This window comes from Hathewaya massiliensis, assembly GCF_902143515.1.
Classification (GTDB): domain Bacteria; phylum Bacillota; class Clostridia; order Clostridiales; family Clostridiaceae; genus Hathewaya; species Hathewaya massiliensis.
This window is the reverse complement of the sequence record NZ_CABFVD010000001.1, coordinates 946,598-967,617: the sequence shown is the minus strand read 5'-3', so window position 1 is coordinate 967,617 and position 21,020 is coordinate 946,598. Positions and strand designations below refer to the sequence as shown.

Below are 21,020 nucleotides of genomic sequence, written 5' to 3'. Positions count from 1 at the left end.
AGTTTGGATTTTTCAAACTATTAAAATATGAAAGATATTAAGAGAAATGATTTTTGTTGGTGCGGAAGCGGAATAAAGTATAAAAAGTGCCATATGGAACAAGATGAAATGTTAAAGAAATTAGGAAGAGAACTTGGATATAAAATTCCAAGAGATATTATAAAAACTAAAGAGCAGATAGAGGGCATAAGAAAAAGTGGTGTTATAACTCATGGTATTTTAGATATGGTTGGGGAAAGGATAAAACCAGGGGTTAGTACAGAAGAAGTTAACACTTGGGTTCATGATTATACAATAGAACATAATGCTATTCCAGCTACACTGGGGTATTATGGTTTCCCTAAAAGTTCATGTACTTCTATCAATGAAGTAGTTTGTCATGGAATACCTAGTGAAGATAGGATACTTCAAGAGGGAGATATAATAAATGTGGATATAACTACTATATTAGACGGATATTATTCAGATTCAAGTAGGATGTATATAGTAGGCAAAGCTACAAAAGAAGCTAAAGAATTAGTAGAATCTACAAAAGAAGCACTATACAAAGGTATAGAGCAGGTTAAACCTTATAATACTGTTGGTCATATTGGAGAAGCAATATATAACTTTGCTACTAGTAAGGGATATTCTGTAGTATATGAATACGGTGGTCATGGTATAGGTATTAAGTTTCATGAAGAACCTTTTGTATCTCATGTAGGAAAAGCCGGTGAAGGAATGATACTGTTACCAGGCATGGTTTTTACAATAGAACCTATGCTAAATATAGGAAGAGCAGAAACTAAGATTTTAGAGGATGATTGGACTGCTATTACTATAGATGGATCGCTATCAGCACAATGGGAGCATACTGTAGTGGTTACAGATACAGGTTATGAAATATTAACATAAACATAAGGCACGGTATCTACTGTGTCTTATCTTTTAATTAATAAACTATTTTGCTATTCATAAATTATGGCCTATTAAAATAGGAGTGTTTAATTATGGAAATAATTAATAATAAATTTAGAATTATGAAGCTATTACAGGATAATTGGGTTTTAAGTTCTTACTTAGTAATAGACATAACAAATGATAAGCAATTTGTTTTAAATATGATTAAGGATGAATTTGATACCCAAAAGTTTTCAGGCTATTTTATGAAAAACAGTAGACTAATGAAAAAGATAGATACAGAAAACATAATAAAGGTTAATGAAATAAGTATAGTAGATACCATAGATAATGAGAAATTAGAGTGTAAGTATTATTTTTTCTTATGTGAGTACGTAGAGAGTGAGGAGTTACTTTATAATTTAAATATTTTAAAAGATAAAGAAATAATTCCTATGTTTATGGAACTATGTAAGTCTATTAATTACCTACATTTAAAAGGTATTGCATATAAAAATATATCTTATGAAAATATGGGGCTTACATATGTTAACTCAGAACCTAGGATTATGCTTAAGGATTTAATGTTGAGTAACTTAAAAGAAGAAATGAAATTAAGTCTCAATAGAGAAAATAAAACTTATTACAGTGAACTTTTAAAGAATACAGATGATATTGGATATGATATATATTGTTTAGGATTAGTACTTTTATCTCTAATAACAAAAGAAACCGATAGACATAAGCTAATTAAAATAATAAAAAGAAATAGTGATGTATCCATTGTAGAAAAGGGATATAATTGCTTATTTTTAAAGTTAAAAAATATAATTATTAAAATGTTAAGGTTGTCAGATAACGCCTATAAATCCTTAAGTGATGTTGTAAAAGATATAAATTTAGCTTTGAATACTAGCTATGATTGTTTTAGAATGGAAGAGTTAGGCAAACTAAGTTTTAACGATATAGATTTAGTTGGAAGAGTTAAGTATATAGATGAAATTACAAATTTATGCAGTGAATTTAAGGATGGAAAAAGCAATCAAAACATTTGCTTGATATCAGGAGAAGATGGTATAGGAAAAAGCTCCTTTTTAACATATTTAAGCAAATATTTAAGTATAAAAGGTGAAAATGTATATGATATAATACACAAATTAAATTTTAAGCAAAATTACGTAAATAATAATTTTTCTATTATTTTAAGTAAGATTATATCAGATACACCCAAGGAAATTTTAGATAAATATGAAGAAGACCTTTCACAGCTATTGCCTAAAATAAGCAGTAAAAAAGATTTAGAAGTAAGGGTATTTCAGGAAATAGATATTAAGAAAATAAAACTCGCCAATAGAGTTGGAAATTTTATTGTAGAATTTTCTAAAAGAGCTCCAATTATTATAATTATAGATGATATAGATCAGATTAGTGAATTTCAAATTAATATATTAAACTATATATTAGATATAGATCGAAGCAATATATTTTTTATATTATCTTATTGTGACCAGCATTCTACTAGTAATCAGTTCTTTATTAAGTGTATAGAGAAAATAAAAAGGTTACATAACCCTTATAATTTAAGGTTAAACGGATTAACTGTAAGGGAAGTTGGCAGTTTAGTTAGCGAGATTTTATTTATACAAAATGAACCCTTAAAATTAGCTGGTAAGATTCATGGAAAGTCTGGAGGAAATCCTCTATTTGTAGAAGAAATATTAAGGGATTTATATTTGAGAAGGGTTATTTTTGTTGATGATAATGGAAATTGGACACAAGAGTGTGCAGCAGAGGATATGATAATACCATCTAACATGAGACAAGTGCTTTTTAATCAGTTAACAAAAGTAAGTAGGGAAGAAAGAAAATTCTTAGAATTTATTTGTCTATTTCAAGATGGTGTAAGAGAAAAAGTGTTATACGACTTATTTCCAAGTAGAGATATAAATATAGGTTATATAATAGAATCTCTAGTAGATAAGGGTGTTATTTATACAAATAACTTAGAAAAAGAACTAGTCATAGATTTTTATAATAAACTACTTAAGATAATTGTATATGAAAGCATTTCTCCTGAGGACAAGATAAATGAACATAGACGTATATCTGAGTATTTAAGGTATAAATATGAGGGTAAAGAGTGTGATTTAATTCCTGAGATAATATACCAGTTAGAGAAATGCAAAAGACGAAGTGATGTAGCAAAATACTCTATAATAAATATACGTAATAATTCAAGTATAAAGGATAGGGTTGAATCTGTATATTATCTTAATAGGGCTTTAAACTTATATGAAAATACAGAAACAGATGAAGATAAGATAAATTTATATATTGCTTTAGGGAACTTGTATTTTGATTACGAAGATATAGAAGAAGCGGAGAAATACTTTAAGTTTGCACTGCAAGACTGTATTAAAGTAAAAGAATCTTCTAAGTACATCGAGGTTTTTAACAGTCTAAATGGTATATATGTAATAAAAGATGACACAATCAATCTAAAAAAGGCATTAGACACAATTGAAGCCCATGTAGATATGCATGGAGACAGAAAGGACAAATTACAGTTTTATTATAAAAAGGCCATTTATTATTCTTATACATCACAGGGTGAAAAAGCTATAGACTTATGCAATAAGGTTTTAGAGCAGTGTGATAATAGAGATTACGATCTGATGTGTCATATATACAACTTTTTAGGATATGTACATTTAGAACTTTCAGATATATCTACAAGTATTAAGCATCTTATGAAATGTATAAAATTATGCAAGAAAGTTGATAATTTAAAAGTGTTATTGAAATCATATATAAATTTAGGAGTAGCTTACGGGGATTTTCTCCAAGATTTTAAAAATTCAATTATTTATTATAGAAAGTCAGAAGTTATTTCAATTAGAAAAGGGTTAAGCTTATCTAAAATAAGAATAAAAAACAACTGTGCATCCAGTTACCTTTTAATGGAGGACTATAAAAAAACAAGAAAAGAACTTGATGAGATAATTAATATAGTATATCAAAAAGGATATATAAATGAGATATCATATTGGCACCAAATAAATATGATATTGAATTTAAAATTAAATAAATTTGATGAAGCATATAAGAGTTATTTTGAAGTAGAAAATGTTTTAAATAAGAATAGAAAAGAACTTAGTGATAGGTCTATGGCAGAAAGGTATTTATATTTATCACAGTTTAATATATGCCTAGGGAATATGGAAGATGCAAAGATATATATGGATGAGGCTTTAAAGTTAACTAAAAATGAAAACTCTATAATAAGTTTGTTAGTTTATTTAAATAGCCAATATATAAAAATACTACAAAAAGAAGATATTAAAGATTCCATAGACAATATATTAAATGTTATTAAAAAATTAAAAAATAAAGAAATGAAAATTAATACTATTTGTAACACAGCACAAATTTTATTAATAAGTGAACATGAAGAATTAGAAAGGTTTTTGGAAGAAAACTATTCTCTTTTAGGGGATAGTAATAATATAGATATAGTTTTAAAAACTAAGGTGTTATTTATAAAGTCCTTATTCAACTATCCCTTAGATAAGAAGATTATAAAATTAGAGGGAGTCTTAGAACTTAGTAAAAACAATGGTTTAAATGAGATATATTATAAAACGGCGATTATGTTAGGCGAATTGTATCTAAATAGTGGTGATTATGTAAACTCTATAGTGTATTATTTTTTAGCTTGTGAAACTTTTAGGGATTTGTTAATAGACCTACCTGAGAAGTATAGAGAAACTTATATAAAGCTTCATAAATTAGAAGAGGTTTATGGGGTGTTCATAGAGTTAAAAGGTATGTACTTGTTTAATACTGAAGAGAGTAACTATGCTATAAGAGAAATATTTAAGGAAGATGGTTTTATTCATCATATGGACATACTAGAGAATAAAGATTTAATGAAAGCAATCAAAAAAGCATATTCACCTTTTTATAGCAAAAAAGTAGAGAACATTAACGACACTCTTTCTTTGCTACAAGGAGATGACTATGAAAACATACGAATGTTAAATAAATATATTTTATATGAAGCTTTAGCTAAAAAAAGTTATATTATAATGAATAAACATAAGGATTATGAAATATTGGCAGCTACAGATGATATTACTAAGGTCAGTGACAAGATGAGAGGAATTTTGGATAAGGTTAAGGTAAGCAGGAAGGAAGAAGTTATATATAATAAATCATATATTACAATATGTAAGCCTATACTTATATCCAAATATAGCGAAGTAAATAGTTTAATTGAAGATAGAAGAAAGTCTGAAAGGGATAGAAAGGTTTTACTAGGATATATTTATATTGAAACTGATAAGGTTGTGAACTATTTTACTAAGGAAAACATTAAGAACTCTGAATATATAAGTAAAATAATGGGTATTATTATTGAAAAGATAAACCTTAAGGAAAATGCCTTTTATGATAAATTAACCGGTGCACTAACAAGAAAATACTTAGATATTTGTTTAAATGAGATAATTGATATTTCTGCTACCTACAAAGAGAACTTTTCAATAATAATGATTGACTTTGATCATTTTAAAGCTATAAATGATAATTTTGGCCATCAAGTTGGTGACAAGGTTCTAACCAATGCTTCTCAAATAATAAGGGAAAATATAAGAAGTAAAGACATATTGGGAAGGTATGGTGGAGAAGAGCTCATGGTTATACTTCCTAATAGTAACAAAAATCAAGCTTATAAGATAGCTGAAAAACTTAGAAAAAGTATAGGAGAAAGCAGTATTATAAGTTCTAAGAGCAAAGTTACTGTAAGTATAGGGATAGCTAGTTATCCTTATGATGGTAAAACTACAGATGAACTTATTGAAAAAGCTGATAAGGCGCTTTATTTAGCTAAAAAGAGAGGGCGAAATGTTACTATAGTTTGGGATGAAAACCTTAGAAATCAAGTCACTAAAAATAACACATTATCAGGTATAGTTTTAAAGAGTTTTGTAAAAGAAGAAAAGCATCTTTTCACCATAGTAGAACTTTTGGAACTTGTAAGAAAGGACGGAAATTCAAGAAATAAAATACTAACTTTCTTAGAAAAAATATTAGATGCATCACTAGCTGAAAGGGCAATACTGTTTACCGTTAAAGAAAATAAAGTAGAAAAAATCTTAGAAAGTAAGTATTTGAATAATGTATCTATGGAAAATATTAAATACAATAAAAATTTAATAGATAAAGCTATTAAAGAAGGTGAAGGGGTATACTGTATTGATTGGGATTATGTCTACGAGTATGACGAAGTTACTGGTAATCCTGATTGGAAATCTGTTATAGTTGTTCCAATAATATTATGTGGAGAAGTCATTGGAGTATTAAATCTTATTGTGTCTAGTAAGGTTAAGGAGTTTAATTTTGAGGAGTATAATTTGTGTTCCTTATTAAGTGGTATTATATCCCCAATTATTACTAGATGTGAATTAGATTAGTATAATAAAATATAAATAATATAAAAACCATGCATAAATGGGATACCAAACATCCTTTTATGCATGGTTTTTGTTATACAGCTGCTGTTTATGTTAAATATTAACAATCTCATCTATAGAAATCGTAGTTAAGTCTTCTCTACAAATAGTAGCTTTTGAACAGCACTTTGAAGCAAATCCCACAGCAAGTACCTTCATACCACCTTCAACTCCAGCTTCAACTCCAGCTTCAGCATCTTCTACCACAAGACATTCGCTAGGTTTTAAGTTTAGCATTTCTGCTGCTTTTAAAAACACTTCAGGGTCTGGTTTGCTATTTTTAATCTGGTTTCCATCTACTGTAGCATGAAAAGCTTTATCTAAACCTATATATTGCAATATAGCAGAGGAGTTTTTACTAGAAGAACCTATAGCAACTTTTATGTTTTTTTCTTTTAAACCCTTTAGTATATTTTTGACCCCTGGTAAAATATCATCTTTAGTAAGGTTTTTTATAAGTTCCTTATAGTAGTTATTTTTTCTCTCTGCCATTTCTTTCTTTTGCTCAAGAGAATACTCTTTATTAGCTTTTTCTAAAATTATATTGAGGCTTTCCATACGGCTTACCCCTCTTAGTCTTTCATTTATTTCTCTATCAAAGTATATGCCTTCTTCATCGGCTAATTTTTTCCAGGCATCATAATGAAAGTTATCTGTGGTTACTATAACTCCATCTAAATCAAATATAACTCCTTTAATACTCAAAATATCATCCCCTAGTATTATTTATTTAAAGACTGTATTATCTAATAGGTCTAACTTATTTAAAGTGTCAAAAGATTGAATATGTGCATAAATAGTTAGCCCTAAGCTTTAGTTTGAGTAAAAGTCCCTAAAGCTTAGAACTATATTTATTTTCTAGAACTATTTTTCTATAGTTCTTAATTTACCATTTATGTTTACATCTATTTTATCTACTATATCATTTAAAATTTCTACTTTAACATTATCTTTACTTATAGTTACTTTTAGTAGAACACCTTTATAGTAGATCTTAAACGCAAGCTTATTCCATTTTTCAGGTAACCATGGATTAAAACTTAAAATCTCATTTTCATCTACATGCATACCTGCAAATCCGAACATAACTGATTGCCAAGTGCCACCAGCAGAAGCTGCATGGATTCCTTCTCTTGTGTTTCCTTGATGATCATTTAGGTCAACTAAAGCAGATCTTCTTAAATATTTATATGCCATTGAGCTATCTCCAACCCTTAAGCCCATAATAGAGAAGATGCTTGGACTTAAAGATGACCTATGGGAAGTTCTTTTTTCATAGTAGTCATAGTTTATTTTTTGAATTTCTTTAGAGAACTCATTTTCTAGTAAGAACATAAGCATAACTACATCTGCTTGTTTATTAATACAACTATTTTGAATTCCTACTTCTTTAGCCCCTTTAGGAATAATAGGCATATCATTTTCATCATATTCCTTAATCACAAAGTCATGTAATTTAAAATATCCTTCAAATTGCTCCATTAATTTATCTTCTTCATTAAATGGAATATAGATTTTATCATGAACTTCTTTCCAATGCTTTAATTCCTCGTTTAATAGACAAATTCTATTGGTTATATCCTCGTATACCTCATAGTGATTTTCTTTTAAAAATTCTAAAATCTCAAAGCCCTTTTCAATGTTCCATCTTGCAAGATAATTTGTGTAGCAGTTGTTATCGACAGGTTCATGCCATTCATCAGGACCTGTTACTTGAAGGATTTCATATCTATCCATATCCTTATTGTAATTACATCTAGATACCCAGAATCTTGCGGTTTCAAGTAAGATTTCGGCACCATATTTAAGCATAAAGTCTATGTCTTTAGTTAATTTATAATAGTTATAAACACCAAAGGCAATATCGGCTGTAACATGATGTTCATAGACAGCGACATAACATCTATAGCAAGTCCCATCTGGTTCAATAGTCCAATCAGGACACTGTTCATCTCCAGTATCAGCTGATTCCCAAGGATATTTAGCTCCTTTATAACCACTTAAAACAGCATTTTCTCTTGCTTTATTTAATAAGTGATATCTATATTTTAATAGGGTTTTTGCAGTATCAGGTGAGGTGAAAATAAAAAATGGGAGCATAAAAATTTCTGTATCCCAGTAAGCATGTCCACCATATTCTTCACCATGAAGAAGTTTAGCCCCAAGGCTTATGGTGTGATCATGTTTATTTGCAGTACTCATTAGATGGAAAATGTTAAATCTTAAGCCCTTGTCAATTTCAGTGTCTCCATCAATATTAATATCAGCAATATCCCACATATCTTTATAAATCTTTATATGCTCTTCTAATTCTGTGTATATACCCTTTATTATAAAATCACCAATTTCTTTTTCTATAGAGGATTTTATTAAATCTTTTTCTACATCTCTTTCTGTGTAGATAGAAGCAAACTTATCTATCTGTATAGTTTCGCCTTCTTTAATATCAAAATCTAGAAATTCTAAGGAAATCTCTCCAAAGGATGAGTATCTTCTATTTTTTATAATATTATCTTTACTAGAATTTTTATAAGCTCTTATTACGGAACATGTTCCTATATGTAGACCAAAATCTCTAGTTTTGGTTTCTACATAACAGCCTTTGCCATTAAGATTTGATACTTCTAAAGTTTCTAAGTGCTTTACTCTAAATCTTGGGAAGTCCTTAAAATTAAGCACTGTGCCATCTATTATATTTTCCATTTCCATTATGCCAGAATAGTTAAGAGGAGTTATAAATAGTTTTATAGCTGCACGATGCTGACTTTTACGACTTAAAAACCTATAACCTTCTATTAGAGTTTCACGACCTTCTGAATCTCTTAATTTAAGTCTTTTAAATAAAATAGATTTTTTCATATCTAAAACACGGTAAAACTCTAATAATTCACAGTCTTCTATGCCAAGTAAATTTCTTTCTACGTATAACTTTAAACCTAACCAGTCAGGAGTATTAGCAAGTTCTCTCATAAAGGCTTCTGATTTATCAAATACACCTGCTATATATGTACAAGGCAAACTTATTTTAGTCTGTTCTTCATAAGAACCTCTAGTACACATATATCCATTTGTTAAAGCAAAATTAGTTTCATATTTTAAATTGTCCTTAGGATTGTATTCATCTTGAAGTATTAACCACTTATCATCACTGACAAGATGCTTAAGGTTTGCTGAAAAAATTTCTTTTATCATTAGAAAGCCTCCTTTATTAAAATCTTGTATTCGTTGAAAAATAAGAAATGGTAACGATTTCTATAGGAATATAAATTGTTTCCATGCTACCTTAAGTTCTTCTTAATTAAATTAAGAAGAAAGAGAGTATAGGTAATTTAATTAAGATTTTAAGCTTCATAAACAACTTAAAAAGCAGCTGAAATTTAAAAGTATAGTTATACTAATTTAATATAAATGGTTTCCCTAAAACTTAGGATTTTACTTATATGCCCATATAGAATTAGTTTAAAAAGAAGAATTAAATACATTATACTATATTATTAGTATGGTTTTGAAGGGCTTTTAAGAAATATAAATATTTAGGTGTAAAATATGTACTATAAGTGAATAATAAAAAAGATTAAGAAATATAGCTTTCATAAAAAGCATATGTAGTATAAAATAGAATAAATAGATAAAATTATTGGAAAAATAAAGAAATTTCTTATATAGAAGGGAGATAAAATATGGCTTTTAAGGTTGATAAGACTTACCATGGATTTAAGTTAGTAGAAGAAAAAAAGGTTGATGAATTAAATGGGGTTGGAAGATTATTTGTTCATGAGAAGAGTGGTGCAAGGTTATTTTCCATATTAAATGATGATGATAACAAAGTATTTGCCATATCTTTTAGAACTCCACCACATGATGATACAGGGCTTCCTCATATTTTAGAGCACTCTGTTTTGTGCGGCTCAAGAAAGTTCCCAACAAAAGAACCTTTTGTTGAGCTTATTAAAGGATCTTTAAATACATTTTTAAATGCTATGACTTTTTCGGATAAAACTATGTATCCCCTTGCAAGTAGAAATGAAAAAGATTTTATGAATCTTATGGATGTATACTTAGATGCTGTTTTTTATCCTAAATTATACACTACGCCAGAAATTTTAATGCAAGAAGGATGGCATTATGAAATAGAAAATAAAGAAGCTCCTATAACCTATAAGGGAGTTGTATACAATGAAATGAAAGGGGCCTTCTCTTCACCAGAAGGTGTCTTAATGAGAAAGGTTGAAGAATCTTTATTCAAAGATACAATATATAGAAATGAGTCCGGTGGAGATCCAGAAGCGATTCCAAATTTAACTCAAGATGCTTTTGTTGCCTTTCACAAAAGATACTATCATCCATCAAACAGCTATATAATTTTATATGGAGATATGGACTTAGATAAACAATTAAGCTTTATAGATGGAGAATATCTAAAAGACTTTGATATGGAGACAGTACAATCAGATATAGCTATGCAAGAGCCTTATAAAGAAAGAGTTGAGTTAGAAGTACCATATTCTATTTCAGAAGATGAAAATGAAATGGATAAGACTTTCCTAAGCTTAAACTTTGTTACAGGAACAGCCTTAGATAAGGTAGATCATATTGGTATGGATATCCTTGAATATCTATTACTTGAGAATCCTGCATCTCCACTAAAGAATGCTTTAGTAGCTGCGAAATTAGGAAAAGATGTTTTTGGTTCTTATTACAGCAGTATATTACAGCCTACTTTTAGTGTAATTATTAAAAATTCAAACTTAGATAAAAAAGAAGAGTTTAATAAAATTACTCTAGAGACTTTAGAGAACTTAGTTAAAAATGGTATAGATGAAAAGCTAGTAGAGGCATGTATCAATATAACTGAATTTAGATTGAGAGAAGCCGATTTAGGAAGTTATCCAAAGGGATTATTCTACGGTATGATGATAATGGAAAGCTGGTTATATGGAGGAGATCCTTTTGTATATATTCAGTATGATGATATATTTAAGGAAATAAGAAAAAAATCTAAGGAAAGATATTTTGAAAACTTAATAGATAAATATCTTCTAAAAAATACTCATAGTTCTCTTTTAACTTTAAAACCTGAAAAAGGATTGAGTTTAAAGAAAGAAAAAGAGTTAGAAAAGAAATTAGCTGATTTTAAGGCATCTTTAAATGAAGAAGAATTAAATGAATTAATTCAAAACACTAAGAATTTAATAAAAAGACAAAACACTCCTGATAGTGAAGAAGTATTAGAGAGTATACCAATGCTATGTAGAGATGATATAAAGAAAGAAGCTGAAAAGATACCTTTTATAGTTAAGGATGACAAAGGAGCTAGATTACTTCATACTAATGTATTTACAAATAAAATTGCATATTTAAATGTATTATTTGATTCTTCAGCAGTAGAAGAAGAGTTGGTTCCTTATGTAAGTCTTTTATCTTATGTATTAGGAAAAGTTAATACAGAAAACTATAATTATTCACAGCTTTCCAATGAAATAAATATAAATACTGGTGGAATTAATTTTACCACTGAAGTTTATGGAGATATTAAGGATATTGAAAAATATTATAAGAAGTTTACCTTTAAAGGAAAAGCTTTAAGAGAAAGAATACCACAGTTAATAAATCTAGGTACAGAAATAATATCTTCCTCTAAGTTTGATGATTTTTCAAGATTACATGAAATTATAGCAGAAGTTAAATCAAGAACAGAAATGCAAATACTTCAAAGAGGCCATGTAATAGCTTCTAATAGAGTTGCTTCATATTTTTCATCAGCTAGTGATTATATAGATAAAACAAGTTCCATAGGTTTCTATAAATTTATAGCAGATTTAGATAAAAATTTTGAAAATAAAAAAGAAGAGATTGCAAGAAATCTAGAGAAAGTTAGTGCTATATTATTTAATAAGAACAATATAGTAATAAGTATAACAGGGGAAGAAAAAGAATTTAATGAGGTAAAGAAAAACTTAGATACACTTATGAATAGTTTAAGTGCTCAAGTTTTAAAGGAAGAAAAATATATATTCAAAGAAACTAAGAAAAATGAAGGATTGCTTACTCCAGCCAATGTTCAATATGTAGCTAAGGGCTATAATATAAGAAAATTAGGCTATGATTATACTGGAAAATTATTAGTGCTTAAAACTATAACTAGCTTAGATTATTTATGGAATAAGGTAAGAGTTCAAGGTGGGGCATATGGATGTTTTGCTATTATAACAAGAAATGGTAATGCTATCTTTACATCATATAGAGATCCTAATATTAGTGGAACCTTAAATGTATACAATAATGCTCACGAATATTTAAAAGACTTCTCACCATCAGAAAGAGAAATGACAAAGTATATCATAGGAACTATAAGTGAGCTAGATGCTCCACTAAGCCCTTCTATGAAAGGTGAGAGAAATATAACTAATTACTTTAGAGGAATTAGTGAGGAAGATATACAAAAAGAAAGAGAAGATGTTCTTAATTCATCTAAAGAAGATATAAGAGAACTTTCTAAAATATTTAATGATGTTATGAAACAAGACTTTTATGCTGTAATAGGAAATGAAAATAAGATAAAGTCTGAAAAAGATATATTTGGAGAGCTTATAAATTTATTTGAATAAAATATCTTATTTAAATAAAGGATTGTTGTATAGATAAAAGAATACCCAAGTAAATTTAAAAATTATATTTACTTGGGTATTTGTTTAATAAGACTGTTGCATTAAATAAATACTACAATAATTATGCTAATTTTAAGTTTGCAAATCAATATATTGTACTTAAATTTGTTAGTTCAACAGCCTATATTGAAAACATTAATGTATAATTTAATTATAAAGAAATTTAGGGGGATATGAGATATGTTATATTTAAATTCTAAAGATATTTTAAGTGCAATAACCTTTGAAGAAGTTATGGAAGCTATTGAGGAAGCATATAAATTATATGAGAAAAATCAGTATGATGCTCCATCTAGAATTCATATCGATCATGGAGATAAAAAGACTCTTTTATTCATGCCTTGTTTCACTGAAAACGTTTTTGGTACAAAAATATTAACGTATTTCCCGGAAAATCCTAAGAAAGGGAAGCCAGTATTAGATGGCTTAATGCTTTTAAATGATATTGAAACAGGAGAACCAATATGCATAATAGATGGGAAGGCATTGACTAAGGTTAGAACTGGTGCTGTAGGCGGTGTTGGAATTAAAAATACAACACCAGAAAACATTAAAACACTAGGCCTTGTAGGCACAGGAGTTCAAGGTTTTTACCAAGTGTTATATGCATGTACGGTTAGAAAGTTTGAAAAGGTATATGTCTTTCATATGCTTAAAGATAAAGCTGAAGAATTTAAAGAAAGATTAGAGAAGGAGTTGCCAGAGGTAGAAATTATAGTATCAGATACAGTGGAAGAAATGGTTAAAAGTTCAGAGGTTATAATAACAGCAACTACTTCTAATAAGCCAGTTTTACCAGATGACCCTGAGCTTTTAAAAGGAAAACATTTTATAGGCATAGGTTCATATAAGCCATTTATGAGGGAATTCCCTGATGCTCTATCTAAAGTGGTAGATACAGTACTTATAGATACAGAGTTTGCAAAAGAGGAATCAGGTGATCTTTGCATACCAATGGAAAGTGGATTATTAAAAGAAGATAAGGTATTAAGTTTTGGAGAGTTTTTATTAAATTGTGAGCATAAAGAGAAGGTTGTAAGTGGGACAACTTTATATAAATCTGTAGGTATGGCACTATTTGATATTACAGCATCTAGACTAATTTATGAAAGAGCAAAGGCAAAGGGCATAGGACAAAATATAGAACTCTAGCATAGAATTTTAAAGGCTCTGTTAGATAAAAGTATCTAACAGAGTCAAATAAAAATACTTTTAAATAGTTTGAAAATCTGTAGGACGGTTTTCAATATATCCAAAGTTAAATAAGATATTATCTACAATTCTTTGAGAGGCACGCCCATCTCCGTAAGGATTTACCGAGTTGGACATTTTATCATATTCTTCCCTATTCGTAATAAGCTCATTTGAAAGTTTTAAAATAATATCCATATGGGTGCCGACTATTTTTACTGTACCAGCCTTTACAGCTTCTGGTCTTTCAGTGGTATCTCTAAGCACTAAAACAGGTTTTCCAAGGTGTGGAGCTTCTTCTTGTATTCCTCCTGAGTCTGTCATAATTAAATAAGATTTGTTCATAAGATTATGAGTTTCTTTTAAATCTAGAGGAGGTAGAAGATGTACATTAGGAATATTTTGAAGTATTTCTTTTGCTGTATTTTGTACTACAGGATTTAAATGTACAAGGTAAACTATTTCCACATCCTTATGTTCAAGTGCTAAACTCTTTAAACTATTACAGATGTTTTCTAGAGGTTTTCCCCAATTTTCTCTTCTATGGGCAGTCACCATAATAACTTTTTTATTTTTAAAATCAATTTTATTTAATTCTTTATTTTCAAATACATAGTCCTCTTCAACAGTACTAGCCATAGCATCTATAACTGTATTACCTGTTATAAAGATAGAATTTTCATCAATAGCTTCTTTAAGAAGATTTTCTTTAGAGGTTTTAGTCGGTGCAAAATGTAAGTCTGCAATATGACCTGTTAAAACTCTATTAGCTTCTTCAGGGAAAGGGGAATATTTATTATAAGTTCTAAGACCAGCTTCTACATGTCCTATTTTTATTTTATTGTAAAAGGCAGAGAGACTAGCTGCAAAGGTAGTAGTAGTATCTCCATGAACTAATACTAAATTTGGTTTTTCCACTGCAAAAATTTTATCTAATCCATTTAAGACACTTGTAGTTATAGTGCTTAATGTTTGTTTGTTTTTCATTATATTTAAATCGTAATCAGGAGTTAAATTAAATATGTCTAATACTTGGTCAAGCATCTCTCTATGTTGGGCAGTAACACAAACCTTACAATCTATCTCTTTTTTTCTTTTTAATTCATTAACAAGAGGACACATTTTAATAGCTTCTGGTCTAGTACCAAAAATGGTCATTACCTTAATTTTATTCAAAAAAAACCCCTCCTATATACATTAGTTTATACAAATATTGTATCTTAATTAATATTAAGCTATGTATGATTAATAATCAAGTTGTAAATTCATCACATTGTAACTTCTTGTTTTAACTATTGTATTTTTGCTTAAACTTACTTATTTCATAAGTATCTATTTAAATAGAAATACTTCATTAGGGAAAAACTATGTTAAAATAAAATTAAGATGTAAAATCAAATTTATTTTAAGGAAGGGTTAATATGGAAGCAGAAATTTTATGTGTAGGTACAGAAATTTTACTTGGGGATATATTAAATACTAATGCACAATACTTATCTAGAAGACTTGCAGAGCTTGGCATAAATGTGTTTTACCAAACTGTAGTAGGAGATAATCCTAAGAGACTTAAAGAAGCTTATAAACTAGCTTTTAATAGAGCAGATATTGTAATTTGTACTGGAGGGCTTGGACCTACAAAGGATGATCTTACAAAAGAGATTGGAAGCAGTTTTTTTAATAAGGACTTAGTTCTTCATGAGGAATCAATGAAAAAATTAGAAGAATATTTTCTAAAAACTAAAAGAAAAATGAGTGAAAATAATAGAAAACAAGCTTATATGCCAGAAGGATGCATAGTTTTAGAGAATAATAATGGTACAGCACCTGGATGTATTGTAGAAGATGATAAAAAGGCATTGATTTTAATGCCTGGACCACCAAGAGAAATGAAGGCTATGTTTGAAGAGAGTGTTGTTCCTTATCTTAAGACTTTATCTAAGGATATGTTATACTCTAAAGTTCTTAGGGTATTAGGGGTTGGAGAAAGTAGTGCAGAAGCCTTAATATCAGATATTATAGAAAATCAAACTAACCCAACTATAGCTCCTTATGCAAAAGAAGGAGAAATGATATTTAGAATAACAGCTAAAGCTAAGACAGAAGAAGAGGCAAAAGAGCTTATAAAGCCTATGGAAAATAAGGTAAGAGATATTCTAGGGGATAATATATATACAGAAGGGGAAAGAACCGTAGAAGAAGTTCTAGCAGAGTTATTAATAAATAAGAATTTAACTCTTTCAGTAGCTGAATCTTGTACTGGGGGAATGGTAGCAGCTAGACTTATAAATTATCCTGGTATTTCTAAGGTGTTTAAGGAAGGCTTAGTTACTTATACAGAAGAGGCTAAAGAGAAGAGATTAGGTGTTAAAAGAGAGACCATAGATAACTATGGAGTTGTAAGTGCCGAAGTTGCAAAAGAAATGGCAGAGGGAGTAGCAAAAACTTCAGGTACAGATATAGGAATTTCTACTACAGGAATTGCAGGACCAGAGGGCGGAAGTGAAGATAAACCAGTAGGCCTTGTATATTTAGGGTTATACTACAAAGGAAAGGCTATAAGTAAGGAATTAAACCTAAATGGAAAAAGAAATACCATAAGAAATAGAGCTACCATAGCTTTATTAGATTTTTTAAGAAGAGAAATTCAAAAATAGTTTATCCTATGACTAGCTTCTTTAACGCTCCCATCTTTTTAAAAGTGAGAGAAAAGAGTAGCTAGGTCCGTGGAACTCTGTTTATATAAATAAAAAATTCCAAGCTAAGCTGAAGCTTGGAATTTTTTATTTGTAATTTTTTATGCACTTACAGGTGGAGTAAAGGTTCTTTGACCTAAATTTTCATCAAGCATATATAGGGCAGCTGGGTTATCAATAGATCTTTCTATTTGTTTTACGATACCCTTAAATGTAGATTCTTCTTCTACTTGCTCATCTATAAACCATTTTAAGAAACTTATTGTAGCGTGTTCTCTTTCTTCTGTTGCTATATCTGTAAGATTATATATTCTTTCTGTAACCATTCTTTCATGATGAAGTGCAGTTTTAAAAGCATGTAAAACTGAGTCATAGTTGCTTTCAGGCTTTTCAATAGATTCTAATATTACTCTTCCACCCATTTCAATTACATAATCATACATTTTTGTAGCATGGAAAAGCTCTTCTTGAGCTTGAACTCTAAAGAAGTTAGCAAAACCTACTAAATCCTCATCTTCACAATATGAAGACATTGCTAAATACACATATGAAGAGTAAAATTCAAAATTAATTTGATCATTTAAAGCACTAAAAAGTTTTTCACTTATCATCTAATATACCTCCATTTTTATTCTTATGTTTATCCCTTTTATATAACCGCTAATATTAGATAATTTTATCTAAGGATATTAGAGTATATTTTTATTTAGGATAATGACTTCTTAAGATAATATTTTAGAAAATATTCTTAAACCTAGAAATCTTTTTATTATTTATATAGAAAATTATATATAATTTATTTAATAATTATTATACCATATAATAATTACTATCATAAAATAATGAATTTTAATAGAATTTTATTCTATTATGAATATTGTACCAATTATTTTACTATAACACAAGACAAAATGTGACATTATTCTTTAGTTGTAACCTTTGGCAAAACTAAATTTTCTAGTGATATTGTTCCATAACCTATGTGAGTTTTTGGAAGCACTAGAGAATTTGAGGATAATTTTAAAATAGAATGTATATCCTTATAGGTTAGATCCTCTTTATGTTCATATAAAAGGGCACATAAGCCACAAGCATAGGCACCAGCTAAAGCTACAGAAGATACTTGTGCATAAGCATATTTCATTGGTGGTGCATATAATTTCATGCCATTTCTTTCTGGTATATAATTTTTATTGAAATTTAAAGTTGAAAGTTTATAGCATTTAAATACAAAATCTGGCTTCTTTTTTTTAGGGTATGGTCCACAAGAGGAATACTTATATAAACTAGGAGGATTTACTGAATTTAAGCCACCTATGCAGATACAATTGTCTAGAGACGCAATACCTCTAATGCTATGAGGATCGTTTATACTACTTCCTGTAGGAATAATTATGGTTATTCCCATATTAGAAATATAATCAAAGGTTTTTTGGAATAGACTTAGTATAAATTTATTGTATTCAAAGGTTTCAAAGGGTAAGAAAAAGACTTTTATCTTGTATTCAAGGGCATCATTAGCTAAGGAATACATAGATTGTAGTATTGTAGAGGCAAAAGCTCTACCCCGTATATCAAAAACTTTTACTGAATAAAAGTTACATCTAGGTGCTACACCCTTTACTAATCCCTTTGAAGAGTAACCATTTCCACCTATGATTCCAGCTATAAAGGTTCCTAGGCCTACATTATCATAGGGGTATGAATAGTTTTCTGTAAAATCTATGGATTTAACTATTCTATTATTGGGTTTTATTAAGTCATTGTTTGGATATATACCAGTACTTATAATACCTATACATACATCTTTGCCATTTAATGCAGAATTATTCTTATCATTCATTAAACTTAAGGATTTACTAGACATTTTATCGGTTACATCATTAGTAGAAGAGTCAAATGGAATAGAAAATACTAAGGAATCAAAATCTATATAGTGAACTTCAGGATATTCTGTAAGTCGTTCTATTCCTCTTTTATTTAAAGATGCACAAATACAGTTTAAGTTTTCAAAAGTATATATAATTTCTCCTTTATAAGAAAGAACTTTCTTTTTAACCTTTTCTAATAGAGTATTGCAACTAATTATTACCCTATAGTTTTTATATATGTTATCTTTTAAGGTATCTTTCAAATTAGGACTAAGTTTATTTTTAATTGTAAACATATCATCCCTCCATGTTTCTAATATAAAAGCATATGCCATAGGAAAACCTATAGTCTTTGTTATAATTTATTTTATTGTATGTATATAGAAAAGGTTAAAGAAATTAAAAAAATCCTTCAGTCATCTCTAAGTTTTTAGATTGATTGAAGGATTTTTTAAAACTCTGCTTATAAGTTTTATCTTATTTTATGTTATATATATAAGGAATACGTTCATGTTATGTAAATTTTACAAATTAAAGTCTTCTTTGCACATATAAAAGAAAGCTCTAGCTGTAGGCGTTAAAGTTCTTTTAGAATTCATTATTAAGTATATATTGCGTTTTAAGTTTAAATCTTTAATTTTACTTTCAGTAAGCTTATTATCAGAAGATGAATTTTCGTATATTTTTGAAGAAACAATAGATATTCCCATACCTGTTTTCACAAATTGAACCAAGGTATCTAGATTATTTACTTCACATAATACGTTTAATTTATTAGTGTCAAATTGTTCTGATACTAAATCTTCAAAGGTTTTTCTAGTTGCAGAGTTTTTTTCTCTAAATATAAATTTATATTTTAATAAATCCTTTATTTCTAGTTCCCTAGGTAAATTTAGAGATGGGTGAGAAATTACAACCAGCTCGTCCTCAAGCAACTTATAACTCTTTATCTTATCATGGTTTATAGAAGTTCCTACAATTCCAAGCTCACTTTCTAAGTTTATTATATCTTTTATAATTTTCCCTGAATTTTGTTCATTAATATTAAAGGTTACTTCAGGATATAAGGAGCCAAATTTTTTAGTCAGTATAGGAACTATAGAATTACATGGTGTTGTACTAGCAGATAGATTTAATTTACCAGAAATATTGCTGTTAAAGTCAGAAAGTGCTACAATAGCATGATTTCTAGTGTTAATTATATCTACAGCATAGTCTAAAAAGGATTCTCCAGCTGGTGTTAAGTTAACTTCTTTAGAAGTCCTATCAAAGAGCTGAATGTTAAGTTCTCTTTCTAAACTTGATATATGAGAACTTATAGTTGGTTGTGATAAGAATATTGTATTTGCTGCCTTAGAAAAACTTTTCAGCTTGGCAACACTAATAAAAGCTTCAATTTGTTTAAAGTCCATAATTATCCCCCTAAAATTAATATCCAAATACTATTATGTATATTATTATTGAAAATATCAATAGGATTTAGCGAAAAAAACTATAGTAAAATCAAATAGTTACCCTTGACAAACAAAAAAACAGAGGATAAAACATTATACGTCACAAATATATAGTATATACTAAAATCGACAATATGTTAACCACTTACATTTAAATAATGTAATTAATCCATATTTTTCAAATACGAGTATGATTACTTGTATTTAAAGAAGATAATTCCTAGTATCATCATACCAATTCCAATATATTTGTTTATTCCAAACCTTATTTGTTCTGCACCAAAAAGACCAAAGGCATCTATAATAGCAGCAGCTAATAGTTGAGCTACTAATATAATTGCAATAGAACAAGTAGGACCTAATTTATCTATGCCAAGCACCACTGTAACTGTAATTAAAGCTCCTATAATACCACCAGTTAAATATAATTTGTTTACAGAACTAAGAGCTCCAAAATTCCCTTTTCTCATAAAGAAAAATAAGATTAAAGTTGAAACAAGTGCCACACCTTGAACTATAAGATTGGTTTCCCATAGTCCAATTTTTTTATTTACATTTGTATTAAATACACCTTGAATGCTCATAAGTATTCCGGCGATTATTGAAAATAATATACCCATTTTTATTTTCCTTTCATTAGATAAAATATTGATGTTACCAGTCTAAATTAATATTGATAAATATTAAATTTTATAATTCTAAATTAAGATTTTTATAAATAAAATATTATAAGTTAATGTAAATACAGAAT

Annotated in this window: 12 protein-coding genes; 5 read left to right on the top strand and 7 right to left on the bottom strand. The window is 28.5% G+C overall.

What is annotated here, in order from left to right:
- The first annotated feature begins 27 nt into the window (after nucleotides 1-27).
- Together map and FNZ64_RS04420 are read left to right on the top strand one after the other, a co-directional pair.
- A complete protein-coding gene (gene map, locus FNZ64_RS04425) occupies nucleotides 28-894 on the top strand; it encodes a type I methionyl aminopeptidase (RefSeq protein ID WP_142413638.1) in 867 nt (288 codons plus the stop codon).
- Between the two features lie 95 nt (nucleotides 895-989).
- On the top strand, nucleotides 990-6,353 hold the full coding sequence (locus tag FNZ64_RS04420; protein ID WP_142413637.1) for a diguanylate cyclase: 5,364 nt from the start codon (nucleotides 990-992) through the stop codon (nucleotides 6,351-6,353).
- A gap of 93 nt (nucleotides 6,354-6,446) precedes the next feature.
- On the opposite strand, the gene pgmB is transcribed toward FNZ64_RS04420, so the two are convergent.
- Together pgmB and FNZ64_RS04410 are read right to left on the bottom strand one after the other, a co-directional pair.
- Complete coding sequence (gene pgmB / locus FNZ64_RS04415; RefSeq protein ID WP_142413636.1) at nucleotides 6,447-7,097, bottom strand: beta-phosphoglucomutase; 651 nt, start codon at nucleotides 7,095-7,097, stop codon at nucleotides 6,447-6,449.
- A gap of 159 nt (nucleotides 7,098-7,256) precedes the next feature.
- The gene (locus FNZ64_RS04410; RefSeq protein WP_142413635.1) at nucleotides 7,257-9,584 is read right to left on the bottom strand and encodes a glycoside hydrolase family 65 protein; all 2,328 of its coding nucleotides are present in this window, start codon (nucleotides 9,582-9,584) and stop codon (nucleotides 7,257-7,259) included.
- A 488-nt stretch (nucleotides 9,585-10,072) separates the two neighbouring features.
- Here FNZ64_RS04410 and FNZ64_RS04405 point away from each other — a divergent pair, with 488 nt between their 5' ends.
- Together FNZ64_RS04405 and FNZ64_RS04400 are read left to right on the top strand one after the other, a co-directional pair.
- Nucleotides 10,073-13,000, top strand: a complete 2,928-nt coding sequence (locus FNZ64_RS04405; RefSeq protein WP_142413634.1) for an insulinase family protein — start codon at nucleotides 10,073-10,075, stop codon at nucleotides 12,998-13,000.
- A gap of 240 nt (nucleotides 13,001-13,240) precedes the next feature.
- Entirely contained in the window at nucleotides 13,241-14,212 is a 972-nt protein-coding gene (locus FNZ64_RS04400; RefSeq protein ID WP_142413633.1) for an ornithine cyclodeaminase family protein, read from the top strand.
- Between the two features lie 60 nt (nucleotides 14,213-14,272).
- Here FNZ64_RS04400 and wecB read toward each other — a convergent pair whose 3' ends face one another.
- On the bottom strand, nucleotides 14,273-15,427 hold the full coding sequence (gene wecB, locus FNZ64_RS04395) for a non-hydrolyzing UDP-N-acetylglucosamine 2-epimerase (protein WP_142413632.1): 1,155 nt from the start codon (nucleotides 15,425-15,427) through the stop codon (nucleotides 14,273-14,275).
- 245 nt (nucleotides 15,428-15,672) lie between these two features.
- Here wecB and FNZ64_RS04390 point away from each other — a divergent pair, with 245 nt between their 5' ends.
- The gene (locus FNZ64_RS04390; protein ID WP_142413631.1) at nucleotides 15,673-16,905 is read left to right on the top strand and encodes a competence/damage-inducible protein A; all 1,233 of its coding nucleotides are present in this window, start codon (nucleotides 15,673-15,675) and stop codon (nucleotides 16,903-16,905) included.
- A 140-nt stretch (nucleotides 16,906-17,045) separates the two neighbouring features.
- Here the strand turns inward: FNZ64_RS04390 and FNZ64_RS04385 are convergent, their stop codons facing one another.
- From FNZ64_RS04385 to FNZ64_RS04370, 4 genes are all read right to left on the bottom strand, one after another.
- Entirely contained in the window at nucleotides 17,046-17,555 is a 510-nt protein-coding gene (locus FNZ64_RS04385; protein WP_142413630.1) for a ferritin, read from the bottom strand.
- Nucleotides 17,556-17,863: 308 nt separating this feature from the next.
- Nucleotides 17,864-19,150: a S8 family peptidase gene (locus FNZ64_RS04380; protein ID WP_142413629.1), complete on the bottom strand. Its 1,287-nt coding sequence runs from the start codon at nucleotides 19,148-19,150 to the stop codon at nucleotides 17,864-17,866.
- A gap of 189 nt (nucleotides 19,151-19,339) precedes the next feature.
- The gene (locus FNZ64_RS04375; RefSeq protein WP_142413628.1) at nucleotides 19,340-20,227 is read right to left on the bottom strand and encodes a selenium metabolism-associated LysR family transcriptional regulator; all 888 of its coding nucleotides are present in this window, start codon (nucleotides 20,225-20,227) and stop codon (nucleotides 19,340-19,342) included.
- Nucleotides 20,228-20,463: 236 nt separating this feature from the next.
- A complete protein-coding gene (locus tag FNZ64_RS04370; protein WP_142413627.1) occupies nucleotides 20,464-20,889 on the bottom strand; it encodes a DMT family transporter in 426 nt (141 codons plus the stop codon).
- Nucleotides 20,890-21,020 lie beyond the last annotated feature (131 nt).